At 44.8% G+C, this 14,556-nt stretch carries 14 protein-coding genes; all 14 read right to left on the bottom strand.

The window, feature by feature from the left end:
* Positions 1–50: 50 nt before the first annotated feature.
* The 14 genes from AC5YB3_RS04220 to flhB all read right to left on the bottom strand — a co-directional run bounded on the left by AC5YB3_RS04220 (position 51) and on the right by flhB (position 14,552).
* Positions 51–449: a DUF2802 domain-containing protein gene (locus AC5YB3_RS04220; RefSeq protein WP_006082379.1), complete on the bottom strand. Its 399-nt coding sequence runs from the start codon at positions 447–449 to the stop codon at positions 51–53.
* A gap of 228 nt (positions 450–677) precedes the next feature.
* Entirely contained in the window at positions 678–1,172 is a 495-nt protein-coding gene (locus tag AC5YB3_RS04225; protein WP_006082380.1) for a chemotaxis protein CheW, read from the bottom strand.
* A gap of 7 nt (positions 1,173–1,179) precedes the next feature.
* A complete protein-coding gene (locus AC5YB3_RS04230) occupies positions 1,180–2,187 on the bottom strand; it encodes a chemotaxis protein CheW (protein ID WP_259528094.1) in 1,008 nt (335 codons plus the stop codon).
* A complete protein-coding gene (locus AC5YB3_RS04235) occupies positions 2,171–2,962 on the bottom strand; it encodes a ParA family protein (RefSeq protein WP_006082382.1) in 792 nt (263 codons plus the stop codon). Before AC5YB3_RS04235 ends, AC5YB3_RS04230 begins: the two co-directional genes overlap by 17 nt.
* A gap of 68 nt (positions 2,963–3,030) precedes the next feature.
* Positions 3,031–3,552: a membrane anchored protein in chemotaxis locus gene (locus AC5YB3_RS04240; RefSeq protein ID WP_494526638.1), complete on the bottom strand. Its 522-nt coding sequence runs from the start codon at positions 3,550–3,552 to the stop codon at positions 3,031–3,033.
* Positions 3,553–3,565: 13 nt separating this feature from the next.
* The gene (locus AC5YB3_RS04245; protein ID WP_494526639.1) at positions 3,566–4,693 is read right to left on the bottom strand and encodes a protein-glutamate methylesterase/protein-glutamine glutaminase; all 1,128 of its coding nucleotides are present in this window, start codon (positions 4,691–4,693) and stop codon (positions 3,566–3,568) included.
* 20 nt (positions 4,694–4,713) lie between these two features.
* On the bottom strand, positions 4,714–6,954 hold the full coding sequence (locus tag AC5YB3_RS04250; RefSeq protein ID WP_494526640.1) for a chemotaxis protein CheA: 2,241 nt from the start codon (positions 6,952–6,954) through the stop codon (positions 4,714–4,716).
* 15 nt (positions 6,955–6,969) lie between these two features.
* A complete protein-coding gene (locus AC5YB3_RS04255; RefSeq protein WP_006082386.1) occupies positions 6,970–7,707 on the bottom strand; it encodes a protein phosphatase CheZ in 738 nt (245 codons plus the stop codon).
* A gap of 13 nt (positions 7,708–7,720) precedes the next feature.
* Complete coding sequence (gene cheY, locus AC5YB3_RS04260) at positions 7,721–8,104, bottom strand: chemotaxis response regulator CheY (RefSeq protein WP_007649667.1); 384 nt, start codon at positions 8,102–8,104, stop codon at positions 7,721–7,723.
* 47 nt (positions 8,105–8,151) lie between these two features.
* Positions 8,152–8,865, bottom strand: coding sequence for an RNA polymerase sigma factor FliA (locus AC5YB3_RS04265; protein ID WP_494526641.1), 714 nt, complete (start codon positions 8,863–8,865; stop codon positions 8,152–8,154).
* Entirely contained in the window at positions 8,858–9,739 is an 882-nt protein-coding gene (locus AC5YB3_RS04270) for a MinD/ParA family protein (RefSeq protein WP_006082389.1), read from the bottom strand. The genes AC5YB3_RS04265 and AC5YB3_RS04270 overlap by 8 nt, the downstream gene beginning before the upstream one ends.
* A gap of 4 nt (positions 9,740–9,743) precedes the next feature.
* A complete protein-coding gene (flhF, locus tag AC5YB3_RS04275; protein WP_432329981.1) occupies positions 9,744–11,126 on the bottom strand; it encodes a flagellar biosynthesis GTPase FlhF in 1,383 nt (460 codons plus the stop codon).
* An 11-nt stretch (positions 11,127–11,137) separates the two neighbouring features.
* Positions 11,138–13,237, bottom strand: a complete 2,100-nt coding sequence (gene flhA / locus AC5YB3_RS04280) for a flagellar biosynthesis protein FlhA (protein WP_071939672.1) — start codon at positions 13,235–13,237, stop codon at positions 11,138–11,140.
* Positions 13,238–13,421: 184 nt separating this feature from the next.
* Positions 13,422–14,552: a flagellar biosynthesis protein FlhB gene (gene flhB / locus AC5YB3_RS04285; protein WP_494526642.1), complete on the bottom strand. Its 1,131-nt coding sequence runs from the start codon at positions 14,550–14,552 to the stop codon at positions 13,422–13,424.
* Positions 14,553–14,556 lie beyond the last annotated feature (4 nt).

Consider the following 14,556-nt stretch of genomic DNA (forward strand, 5'->3'; position numbering starts at 1 on the left):
GCAAATTAGCTTTGAGAGTTAAACAAAGTATCACTATCAATTCTATGCGATCATTTGCGATGAAGTCGGATCAACAGCTCAGCTTCCGCTTTAGGTAGTTCGCATTCTTTAATCAACTCATCCACACCAGCGCCAAGCGCGACCATTTTCATGGCTCGAGTATAAAGTTTTGCCTGTGGATCCTGCTGAGTCGTCTCTTCAATCCGTTCCGACTGCTGAAGTAGGCGTTTTTCTAACTCAATCACACGCCGACCGACTCCGATAGTGCCACTGCGCAACTCTTGCAACTCACGCTTAAACGACTCTCGCTGACGATCACCTTCTTTGACTAAAACGGTTAATGCTTCGACCTTGCTTCTTAGTTTGCTCAATTGTTTTTGTAAAAAGAGTACTAATCCTAAGCATGCGATGACATAGACTAACGCTGCGATCAAAAATTCATCGCCCATTAAAAATCCTTATACTCACTCATAGCCATAAATTAGCAGGCATTCCAACTGAGTTATCTATTCCAAAGTGCTGTACTTAAATGACTCAATATCATTAGCCACTGTTCAAACCGCGATAAAATACTTTGTCTATCCATAAATCATAAAGACTTAGAATCATCGATTTATTCGCAAATACACAAAATAGCTGAATGAATTGATATCATTCAGCCTTATCTCGCTAATTGATTAAATCTGAGTTAATTCGGCCCATTCTTCATCGGATAATAACTTGTCGAGATCGACTAAGATGAGTAATTCATTGTCGCGATTACTCACACCTTGAATGAATTTAGCACTCTCTTCCGTTCCGACATTTGGTGCATTGTCGATTTCTGAGCGGCGTAAATAAACCACTTCGGCAACACTATCAACTAAGATGCCAATGACTTGCTTTTCAGCTTCGATGATAACGATTCGAGTTGAGTCATCAACTTCGGCAGACTGCAATCCAAAACGTGATCGGGTATCAATAACTGTGACAACGTTACCACGTAAGTTAATGATGCCTAATACGTAATAAGGCGCACCGGGCACGGGAGCGATTTCAGTGTAACGCAATACTTCCTGCACTTGCATTACATTGATACCGTAAGTTTCATGGTCTAACTTAAAGGTAACCCATTGTAATACTGCATCATCTTTACTTGCAGCGACTGCTGCTACATTTCTTGTATCTTTCATGTTTACCTCAACCAATTGAGTCCTGACAACCTAAACCCGCATTAAGCATTTCAACTAAGGCTTGTACGTGCAAAATGCCACACATCTGCTCTTTCACTACACCCGCTAACCAAGGGCGCTTGCCTGCTTGACTACGCCAGTTGACTTGCGATTTATTAATTTTTACCGCATTGACCAAGGACTCACAAGTTAATCCCCAGTTACTACCTTCTAATAATACAAGATATTGATAATTTACCGATTGCGCCAGTTTATCTGAGTATTTTTCTGGCATAACCCACGCACAAGTGTCAACAATGTTCAATTGCTCCTCTCTATGCGTCTGTACACCGAGAAACCATGCGGGTCGGCCAAAGATGTGGTTTATCCGCTCAATTTTAACTATTCCGCCTAAACTGACCAAAGGCACCGCCAATGTCAGCCCTGCTACTTTAAAGAATAGTACCTGAAACTCATCATCGAGCACTTCTTGCAAATCTTTTGTCACGCTAGGAGGCGTAATCCCGACTTGTGTTTCGGGCACAACCACTGCCTCAACGACTTTTTCAGCAATTATTTCATCAACAACCGCCTCATCAATAACAGGCTTGGCTTGCGGTACTTCGACAACGGGTTGAACATCAACAAAAGGCGTGACCTCAACAAGAGGTGGCGTCGGTGCTAATGTTTGAGTCTTAAGTACAGGCGCCAACAATTTTTCTAGCGCTTGCTTGTTCACTTGAGAAGCAATCTTACTCACTGGAGCAACAAACTCATGTTGTCTTGGCGTTGCTTTTGGCTGCAACTGTACCGCCGGCGTTATCGTCCTATCTAAAGCTTGTGATGCAGTCGTACGACCATTTTCAGCCAAGATTGCGGCATCAAGTAATGCAGCCTCCGTTTGATTAACGGCAACATTTTGATTTGAGTCTGCTGTTACAATGCTTTGAGAGGGAACAACCTGACTTGGAGTGTCGTCTTCCTGCAGCAATAATGCGAAAAAATCAAAAACAGTTTCATCAACCGATTTTGACATGGCCAAACTCCCCAACTAATAAGAAATCTAATAATCTTTCATAGGCTTTGACGCCACGACAACCACTCGCATAATGCGATGCTGGTAAATGTGCCAAACTGGCATCTCTAAACTTAGTGTCGACAGGAATAACGTCCTTCCACAGGGTCTCACTGTATTCTGCGCCAAGCACTTGCAAAGCGGCGGGTGATGCCTTGGTACGTTTATCGTACATAGTGGGCACGACCGTGTAGCTGTAACGCGTCTTCTTCGAGCGCCCCATCAACTCCATCGTTTTAATCATCCGCTCTAGCCCTTTAATAGCAAGAAACTCAGTCTGCACGGGAATGATAATATGCTGACTTGCCGCAAGGGCATTAACCATTAAAACGCCAAGTACGGGGGGGCAATCAACGATAGCCACATCATAATCATCAGCAACTAGTGCTAATAAATTACGCAGTACTAATCCCATTCCCTCTTGATGACCTAAGGCTCTGTCCAAAGTTGCAAGTGCCATAGTGGCAGGCAATAAATCGAGACCATCGACTAAGGTTGGTACTACATGGGATAAAACGAGTTCTTTGGAGAGGCTTTTATGGGCCAGAAACACATCAAATAAAGAGCCTGGAACCTCTTCAGAATCAATGCCTAAGTAATAACCTAGCGAAGCGTGTGGATCGGTGTCTATCATAAGCACACGCTTGCCGCGCTTAGCCAATGTTCCCGCTAAACTCGCTACCGTTGTGGTTTTACCTACGCCACCCTTTTGATTCGCTATGGTCCAGACTTTCAAGAAGTGACCCCCATATAAATTGATTAAATGCTAATGAATGAGAATATTGAGCACACACATTCCAAAGGTTACTGCTCTTTTCTCGTCGTTACTCGAATACCACCATTCGGTAAACTAATCACTTTAACACCATCGGCATTTTCAGAAATCACTACAGGTAGCATCTGTGCTTTATTCGGTTCAATTGGCGAAGTAGCAGCCTTAACTTCTACTTCTGGCGTCTGCAGCAGTGTCGGTACTAAAGGTTGCTGATTAGCCTTATCCTTCGCCGTATCCATCGCTGCACTTTGCTTACCCAGCAAAGGTGGGACACTAATCTGCGTAGATTCTGGACCTATCGCAACAGCCTTTTGCTCACCAGGAGCTGCCAATTGCAGCATAGCTTTAGTCTGATTAGGGTGAGACGCTAACCAGGTTGCAATAGCCTCAGCTTGTTCATCAGGGACCATTAACAGCACCTGAGTCGATTCCAAACGCTTTATGTCTTCTCGCAACAAACTATTTTTGTGCCGATAATCGAGACTCAAGGCGCCAAGACACAAAATGGCAATAGCCATAAGCAAGATAATGAGCACACTATTTGTGCTCATCGGATTTTGACTCTTAGACACGAACAGACTCTTTTAAAATGCATTCAGCCATGTTGTCTAAGGCAATCGACTGAGTGGCAATACCTGCACTAGCGACAGCCTGAGGCATACCATAAACCACACAACTGGCTTCATCCTGTGCCCAAATGGTCGCACCGACCGCTTTCAACATGCGGGCACCTTCTCTGCCATCCGCACCCATACCAGTTAATACAACAGCAAGCACATCACCACTAAAGGCTTTAGAGGCAGAAGCAAAGGTGATATCAACACAAGGCTTATAGTTCATGTCCGCACTGCCAGCGATGACCTTTAATCGACCACTACCTCCAGTACGTTCAACCATCATTTGCATACCGCCAGGCGCTAAATACGCACAACCTGGTTTAAGAAGATCGCCATTAGCGGCCTCTTTTACATCAATCTTACATAATCCATTCAAACGACTTGCAAATGCTGGCGTAAAAGCTGCGGGCATATGCTGAATTAATAAAATTGGATGCGGATAGTTTGCTGGGAATTGGGTAAGAATTTTTTGCAAGGCAACTGGACCACCAGTAGATGTGCCGATCAGCAGTATTTTATACTGCTTACCACTTGCTCGAATCGACGCTGCTGTTGAGGTCCTCACAGGAGCAGTGGCAGGAGTATGCGACGCTATACTCGTCGTCCCTAAAACGCTACTTGTTGGACGCACGCTAGGTGTTGAAGCGACGACAGGACGTGCAATTGGACGAAACATTCTGCGGCGTCCCAATGCCTTAACTCTCTGCTGCAACAATAAAATAGCATCATCTTTATTGGTAGCAATGTCTTCAAAACGTTTAGGTAGAAAATCTAACGCACCAGCATCTAAAGCGTCTAACGTCGCTTTAGCGCCATCATGGGTTAAAGAAGAAAACATCAAGATCGGAGTCGGACATTTAGCCATGATTTCACGGACGGCAGTAATGCCATCCATCACGGGCATCTCAATATCCATAGTGATAACTTGAGGATTAAGCTCAGCAGCCATCTTCACCGCTTCGGCCCCATTTGAGGCCGTCGCGATAACTTCCAGTTCAGGATCTTGATTGACTATTTCACTAACACGTCGTCTGAAAAAACTTGAGTCATCAACGACTAATACTTTAATGGCCATTCCATTCCTTAGCTTGGAAACTAATTCTTACTTTTCGCATAATGCTTTAACAATCCAGGGACATCTAAGATCAGTGCGATACCACCATCCGATGTAATCGTCGCGCCAGCCATCCCAGGAGTGCCATGTAACATAGCGCCAAGGGGTTTAATCACCACCTCTTCTTGGCCTATTAGGGCATCGACCACAAAACCAATTTGCATCATACCTAATTGTACAATCACCACATGACCATGCTTTTTATCGCCATGTTTAAAGGTGGTTTTGTTTCTATGTAGCCAGTGCTCCAAATAGAACAAAGGCACAGCCTTGTTACGCACTATGACGGTGAGTTGTCCGTCGACGATATTGGTCTTAGTGAGATCGAGATGGAATATCTCGTTCACGCTAGACAGAGGTAATGCAAACACTTGTTTAGCGACATCAACCATTAAGGTTGGCATGATCGCCAGCGTTAACGGTACTTTAATCTCAAGTATCGTGCCCTTACCTTTCATAGAATCAATATGCACTGTGCCGTTAAGCTGAGTGATACGGGTTTTTACCACGTCCATCCCAACGCCACGACCAGAAATATCTGAAATCTCGACCTTAGTTGAAAAACCGGGCGCAAAAATCAAATTATAAGCTTCACTGTCAGTCATTCGCGAAGCTGAATCTTCATCGAGCACACCACGCGTTATCGCGATTTTTTTTAGTTTCTCAGGGTCCATACCTGCGCCATCGTCTTCGATTTTCAGCAGTATATGGTCACCTTCCTGACTTGCAGATAAGGTAATCGTACCCGTTCTCGGCTTGCCGTTGGCTTCACGCTCATTTGGCATTTCAATACCGTGATCCACTGAGTTACGCACTAAGTGGACGAGTGGATCAGCAAGCGCTTCAACTAAGTTTTTATCTAGGTCGGTTTCTTCACCGACCATAATCAAATCAATTTCTTTATTGAGTGTACGCGCAAGATCACGTACTACCCGAGGGAAACGACCAAACACTTTCTTGATCGGTTGCATACGGGTTTTCATCACCGCGCCTTGCAAATCGGCAGTCACGAGATCTAAGTTCGCAAGGGCCTTAGACATTTCCTCATCGTCACGACTGATGCCTAAGCTCACTAATCGATTTCGCACTAACACTAACTCGCCCACCATATTCATGATTTGGTCGAGTCGTGCAGTATCAACACGTACTGTCGTTTCACCTTGAGGCACATTTGCTGAACTTGCTTTAGCTGGCGCTTTCTCAACAACCGCAATGTCCACTTTCGGTTTTGCGGCAACTACAGGGACTGGAGCAGGCGCGGCAGCTTTAACTGGTAAGGGAGTCGCAACTTTAGGTGCTGCAGTCGAAGCTGGCGTTACTGATGCAGTAGGCGCTTTTACTTCCGTTTTTGCAGGGGCCGCATTTTTACCATGGAGTTCATCGAGTAATCTTTCAAACTCATCATCAGTAATTTCATCGGCATCCACTATCGGTTGAGGCGTGGGAGCCGAAGCGACCTTTGGTTTAGCTGGCACTTCTTCCTCTGCTTTAAACTTGCCTGAACCATGCAGTTCATCAAGCAATGCCTCAAACTCATCATCAGTGATGTCATCACCCGATGCTGAAGGCGCTTTAACTGGCGCAGCTGGCTTAGCGACCACAGGTTCAGACGCCACAGCGGTAGCAGCCGCAGGGCCTTTTCCTGAGCCATGAAGCGCATCTAACAAAGCTTCAAATTCAGCATCGTTGATATCATCAATACTTGAAGATGAGCTATTACTTATCTCTGCGGGAATGTCTTGTGGGACGGGAGTTTCAACAATGGCTTCAACGACAGGCTCTGGTTCGACAACTTCTACCACCTCTGCAGACGCAACTTCAGATGGCAATGGCGCACCTGAACTCAGCATTTTAAGTCTAGACAACAGGCCTGACTCAGCGGGATCTTGTTGTTCGCCCTGCTGCGTTTGAGCAAACATGGTATTAATAGCATCAACAGCCTGCAAAATAATATCCATCAGCTCTGCGTTTACGCTGCGTTTGCCTGTGCGCAATAGATCGAAGGTATTTTCAGCCTCATGACACACATCGACCATGGGAGTTAAGCTAAGAAAGCCTGCGCCACCTTTAACGGTATGAAACCCTCGGAAAATGGCGTTTAGCAAGTTTGTGTCATCAGGATTATTTTCAAGCGCAACGAGTTGCTCTTGCAGAAGCTCTAAAATTTCACCGGCTTCGATTAAAAAGTCCTGGAGTATCTCTTCATCTACATCAAAGGCCATCAAATTGACTCCCAGTTAGAAACCCAGACTCGATAGAAGATCATCCACTTCGTCTTGACCCGTTACTACATCTTGACGAAGCTCGGCATTCATTATCGGCCCTTCCGCTTCAATATTATTTTTCTGAGCAATCTGAGTTTCAATCATAGGTTGCTCACCAAATACCGTCAGCATAGAAACCAGATTACTTTCAACTTCCATTACTAGATCAATAACACGACGGATTATTTGTCCTGTTAAGTCTTGAAAATCTTGCGCCATCAAAATTTGATTCAGCAATTCACGTAATCGAGTCGAGTCATTTGCACTACGGGACATAAGATCTTGGACATCGTGACAAAGAACCTTAAATTCGCTCAGTGCTATCTCGCGTCGCATTAATCTGTCCCAAGATGGCATGACTTTTTGAATATTAACCGTTACGGCATTGGCCAAAGGTAAACATTCTTCAACCGCATCCATGGTTTTATTTGCCGCTTGTTCAGTCATGTCAATAACGTAATTTAAACGTTGCTTGGCATCGGGAATTTCTGTATTGGCTAATTCAGAAAGACGATTATCAACTTGAAAATCCATCAGCGCACTATGAAGTTGCCGAGTTAATTTCCCTACCTCTTCGAATAATTCTCGTTGCAGTGGAGCTGCAAGCTCCCGAAATAAATCATCTGCCTGACTTTGCTCACCTGCACTTAATAATTCAACAAAGTGCTGAGCTTGCTCGAGCGTGATGAGCCCTGATGTTTGTGACTTCATAGCTCATCCTTGCTCAAGCGAGTCGTTCGAATATTTTATCTAACTTCTCTTTCAGCGTTGCAGCGGTAAAAGGCTTAACCACATATCCATTCACTCCCGCTTGAGCGGCAGCAATAATCTGTTCACGTTTTGCTTCAGCAGTTACCATTAATACGGGTAAATGCTTTAGCGAATCATCTGCGCGAATTGCTTTTAACAGATCGATCCCTTGCATGCCGGGCATATTCCAATCTGTAACAACAAAATCAAAATCCCCCTTTTGCAACATCGGCAGGGCTGTTGAGCCATCGTCTGCTTCTTGGGTGTTGTTAAACCCCAAGTCTCGCAACAAGTTCTTGATGATACGCCTCATTGTCGAAAAATCGTCAACAATGAGAATCTTCATATTCTTGTCCAAGGTTTCCTCCGGTGAGCTGACATTCTGTGCTCGATTAATAATTATACTTATGTCCAGTGCTTGAGTTTAGCTTTCAATCGCAACATTGCCTGACTTAATATCTGGCTAACCCGCGATTCACTGACTTCAAGAATGGCGCCAATCTCTTTTAAATTCAATGCTTCATCGTAGTACAGGGATAACACTAATGCATCTCTTTCAGGCAATAATTTAATTGCCTCAACCAGAGCAGAATGAAATTGGTTCTCAGCTAATGCTTCAAATGAATCATCATCGGACCGATCACTCACTGTAAGTATATCCTGAGATACGCCTAAGTCTTCTATCCCTATGATTTTTCCGACAGAAACATCGTTAAGAATATGATGGTACTCATCGAGCGTCATATCAAGTTTTTCTGCAATTTCTGTGTCGCGTGCATCACGACCCAGCGCTTGCTCTAACTCATCTATAGCGTGTGCAACCTTGCGGTTGTTACGATGAACGGAACGAGGGACCCAATCGCCGCGGCGGATTTCATCTAACATGGCCCCACGTATGCGTATGCCGGCGAAGGTTTCAAATTTCGCACCCTTGCCACCATCAAACTTGGCTGATGCTTCTAATAACCCCATCATCCCAGCTTGGAGTAAATCATCTAACTGCACGGAGGCAGGTAGTCTGGCGAGTAAATGATGCGCAATTCTTTTAACCAACGGAGCATACTGTTCAACGATCGACGATTTATTGTCTAAACAAGTATACGCAGCGGCTTTATTCACTCGTTTTTTCCTCTTGAAAATCTGGTCGTTGTACTAAACGCTCAACGAAAAACTCCAAATGCCCACCAGGTTGCTGCGGTACAGGCCAGCTTAGAATTTTATTTGCCAACCCTTGATACGCAATCGCTGCTGGTGATTTAGGATACGCTTCAACCACCAATTTTTGTTTACGAACTGATTTACGTAAGTTTTCGTCAAATGGAATTGTTGCAACCAATTCAAGGGCGACATCCAAAAATCTGTCGGTCACTTTACTGAGTTTAGCAAATAATTCCATACCTTCGCGTAAACTACGCACCATATTGGCAACTATTTTAAAACGGAACACGCCATGCTCACGGCTGAGGATTTTTATCAGGGCATAGGCATCGGTAATTGATGTGGGTTCATCACAAACAACGACCAGCACATCCTGCGATGCACGTGAGAAACTGAGCACCATATCTGAAATCCCAGCAGCAGTATCTACGACTAGAATATCAAACTGAGTCCGCATCTCACTAAATGCGCGAATTAACCCGGCATGTTGCGCTGGACTTAATTCCACCATCCCTTGTGTTCCTGAAGTGGCTGGCACTATGCCAATCCCTTTAGGGCCACGAACGATAATATCGTCAAGCTCTGCATCACCAGAGAGAACATGGGAGAGGTTACGCTCGGCACGAATACCCAGCATGACATCGACGTTTGCTAAGCCAAGGTCAGCATCAAGTACCAAGACACGCTTGCCTTTTTCGGCTAATGCCACAGCTGTATTAATGGAGACGCTGGTTTTACCAACGCCACCTTTACCACCTGTGACCGCGATTACTTTCACTTTTTCGTTATAGGGTTGATTCATCATACGTAAACCACTTGCTTGATCCAGGGTCATAAATCTACTCAAATGCACAGGCCATATTATCTGACCACGCTGTGTCTTGTAATGATTGTTGTTCTGTACTATCTAACGCTGCGAGTGCCTGCTGGGCTAAATCTAAGGTATCCGCAACTTTCATATCTTCAGGAACTCTTTGTCCATCAGTAACATAACTTAATGGTAATCCGTTTTGGATCAACACACTTAATGCCCCTGCTAACGACACAGATTCATCGAGTTTTGTGAGAACGACACCAGATAGGGGAATGCGTTTAAAATGATTGACTGCATCTTGCAGCACACGGCGCTGTCCTGTCGCAGACAGTACCAGATAACTGCGGATAGGTATCCTGCTATTTGCAGTTAAATTATCAAGTTGCTGGTAAAGACGCATATCTCGCTGTCCCATGCCAGCCGTATCTATCAATACTAGCTTGCGATTCCTAAACTGATAGAGAATTTGCTCTAATTCATTCAGATCATGAGCTTGCTTTACTGGACAGCCCATTATTTTGCCATAAGTTGCTAATTGCTCATAGGCTCCGATGCGATAATGATCTGTCGTTATCAAAGCCACATGCTCAGCACCGTGATGGGCAGCAAAACGGGCTGCTAGTTTCGCTAACGACGTGGTTTTACCCACACCCGTTGGCCCCACCAATGCCACCACGCCGCCCTGTTTAACAATATCATCACCTTGATTATCAAGCATATTAGCTAAACTTTGAGGTAAGGCTCTGACTAATTCTGCAGGCGTATAATGTTGGCTCAGCGCCGCTAATTTATTCGCAACAGCAGGGGAAAATTCAGCCTCGAGTAACTTGGCTTCGAGCATAGCACCAACGGGGTCGATGCGTTTCTTATGTTCTGTCATCAAAGAGGACACTTGATGTGTCAATAAATTACGCAATGAGGCTAACTCATCACGCATTGCCTCAATATCTGCGCTTTGTTTCTGTGATGTTTGTGGCTTCTTATCAAAAGTAGCAGGCGCTTCGCGACGCTCCACTTTTGCCGTTGCCGGCGCTTGTAAGCCCTTTGCCCATGCGGGTAACGTGGCATCCACTTGCTGATGCGACATTTGTTGATTCAAACGGCTTTGTTGCTTCTCTAGCAAGGCTTGTAATGAGTCAGCAGGTGCAGCTGGCTTAGCTCGGCTTTCAACCCGTACTGGCTGCTTAGCACCCAGGGACACAAGATCGTCACTCACGTCCATAAAGGTTGGCGCTGGCGCAGTTGCTGCGGTTTTTGCTTTCGGTTCGTCATAGTCAACGGCGGCGACAATTTCGATGCCCCCATTCACTTTCTTATTCGACATAATGACGGCATCTGAGCCGAGTGTTTCTTTCACTTGGGCCAGTGCGGCGCGCATGTCTTTGGCAAAAAATCGTTTAATCTTCACTTATGCGTCCTCTACTGGCCGACTGCAGATACGATACGTATTTGCTTCTCATCAGGTATTTCTTGATATGAAATGACTCTGAGATTAGGAATAGTATGTTTAACAAAACGTGACAGCGTCGCGCGTAACATACCTGACGTCAACAATATGGCGGGTTGTCCGACCATTTCTTGCTTCTGAGCCGCATCGGCAAGGGACTGCTGCATGCGTTCTGCAAGACCGGGTTCAATGTTAGGACCATCACCACCGGTTGCTTGCATTGACTGATGCAACATCTGTTCCAACTCTGGCGCCAAAGTTATGACAGGGATTTCGAGCTCTGGGCCTGAAATTTCCTGAACGATCATACGTTTCAACGCGATACGCACTGCAGCGGTCAAGACTTCAGTGTCATTACTCTTAGTGCCGTATTCTAACAAAGTTTGCACTATAGTACGCAAGTCTCTGACTGAAACCCCTTCATTTAATAGGTTCTGCATCACTTTTACGACATGTCCTAGTGGCATGACATCAGGAATAAAGCCATCCACCAGCTTAGGCGAGTGTTTCGCAAGCATATCCATCAGTTGTTGCACTTCTTCATATCCTAACAACTTAGCAGCATTATTGGTCAACAATTGACTAATATGGGTTGCCACAACTGTGGCGGCATCAACGACGGTATACCCTAATGTTTGGGCATGTTCACGTAATTCAGGGGCAATCCATACCGCTTCAAGACCAAAAGCTGGATCGCGCGTTTCGATACCATCAAGCTTGCCATAGACTTGGCCAGGATTAATCGCCAATTCACAATCGTGACGAATATCCGCCTCACCAACGACTACGCCCATTAGAGAAATGCGGTAGGCATTAGGTGACAAATCTAAGTTATCGCGAATATGCACCGCAGGTACTAAGAAGCCCAACTCTTGCGATAACTTCTTACGGACTCCTTTTATACGGCTTAATAACTCGCCACCTTGGCCCTTATCGACCAGTGGGATCAAGCGATATCCAACCTCAAGCCCAATAGTATCAACATGATGTACATCATCCCAACCCAGTTCTTTAGGCTCTTTATCTTGTCTCTCAATCGGGCCAGATTTGACTTGTTCTAGGGCTTTAATGCGTTTTGATTCATTACGCTTATAGACAAAATAGGCAGCACCCGCAGTAATAAAGGCGAAGCTTAAGAACGCCATATGTGGCATACCAGGAACAATACCCATGACAAATAACACTCCGGCGGCGATACCCAATGATTTATGACTGTCAAACATCTGACTCATCATCATTTGGCCCATATCGCCCGATTCATTTTGACGGGTTACCATCAAGGCGGCAGCGATTGACAGTAATAAGCCTGGGATCTGCGCCACCAGACCATCACCGATAGTCAGCAAGGTATAAATTTCAACCGCTTCAGAGAAACTTAAGCCATGCTGAACAATACCTATGATGAAACCACCTAAGATGTTGATCACTAAAATCATGATACCCGCAACGGCATCACCTTTTACGAATTTTGAAGCACCATCCATCGCGCCATAAAAATCAGCTTCACGGGTCACTTCGGCGCGACGTATTCTTGCTTGGTCTTGGTTTAAGGTTCCAGCATTTAAATCGGCATCAATTGCCATTTGCTTACCTGGCATAGCATCCAAGGTAAAGCGGGCGCTCACTTCTGCGATACGACCGGCACCTTTAGTCACCACTGCAAAGTTGATAATAATCAAAATGATAAAGACAACTAAACCAACGGCATAGTTACCGCCAATCACCACAGAACCGAAGGCTTCAATCACCTTACCGGCCGCATCACCGCCATTATGGCCTTCGAGTAATACCACACGAGTTGAAGCGACGTTGAGTGCAAGTCGTAGTAATGTCGCCACCAGCAATACAGTTGGAAAAGCGGCAAAATCTAATGGTCTATCGGTATAAATAGCGACTAACAATACGATGAGCGCTAAGGCTATGTTGAATGAAAAGAGTATATCTAATAGAAATGGAGGAATAGGTAAAACAATCATGGCCAATGCAGCAAGCACAACCATAGGCGTACCAATGCCTTTGAATGAGCTCAGCCGCAGTTGTTTTACTTGACCAAGAGTCGCTTTAACATCCATTCGCTATAACCTAAATTTTGACGTGTAATAAGCGAAAAGCAAAAAACGCGCCAATAAAATCAACCAGACTAATTAAAAAGAATTATACCTTGTGACTTATTGATATACAGAAAAAATAACAATGGAATATCGATATAAAGTGACATTATCTAACTGTTGTTTACAAGTGTCCGATGCTGCTAACTTAATATTTTAACTCATCAGGGATAGGCTGATTCAGCGGGACTGGAATAGGTTTACGACCACGTCCTTTCTGATATTGACGTAACTGGAAAACATAGGCCAATATCTGTGCTACGGCAGTAAACAATCCTTCGGGGATTTGTTGATCTAACTTAGTCGTATGGTATATCGCCCTTGCAAGAGGTGGTGCTGAGACAATGGCAATGTCATGGGCGCGGGCAATCTCACGAATTTTAAATGCGACATCATCAACGCCTTTGGCAATGACAAAGGGAGCAGCGGAGCGCTGTACATCGTATTTAATCGCTACTGCAAAATGCTCTGGGTTAACAACGATGACATCGGCATTAGGTACTTCAGCCATCATTCGACGCTGGGCTAACTCGCGCTGCATCTGACGTACACGCCCTTTAACTTCTGGTTTCCCTTCACTGTCCTTATATTCATCCTTTACTTCTTGTTTGGTCATCTTAAGTTGCTTGTTATGATTCCAAATTTGAAACGGCACATCGATGACGACAATCAACAAAATAGAGGAACATAACAGGATAAACATCCACACCAACAAATCTAGTGCATGGTAAACATTACCCGGAAGATGGTCGCTAGACAGCAACATAATATCGTTGAAGTAATAACTGAGTAATGAGAATGCAGAAAATGCCACCACAGAAAACTTAGCAATCCCCTTCATCAGCTCAACCAAAGATTGCACACCAAACATGCGTTTCAGACCTGCTGCAGGGCTCATTTTACTGGCCTTAGGCATCATAGCTTGGGTCGAGAAATTCATTCCGCCAAGGGAAACATTACCAATAAAAGAAATCACCACAATCAATAACATCATTTTTGCCATGGGCCAGGCAATTTCACTCGCAACAACGCCCCAGACATTAAACATTTCTTCGGTATCAAAAATTTGTGCCCTGTCCATGGTAAAAACAGTCTCAAACACCCGCGTTAAACTCGTGGCAAGACTCGGACCGAGCATATAAAAACCACATGCTGCCGAAATTAATACTGCTGCTGTACCGAGTTCTTTCGAACGCGCAATCTGCCCTTTTTCCCGCGCCTGTTCAAGACGCCTCCCAGTGGGCTCCTCACTGCGTTCACCGCTTGATTCTTCAGCCATGGGC

It is taken from the genome of Shewanella sp. 1311 (assembly GCF_059338235.1).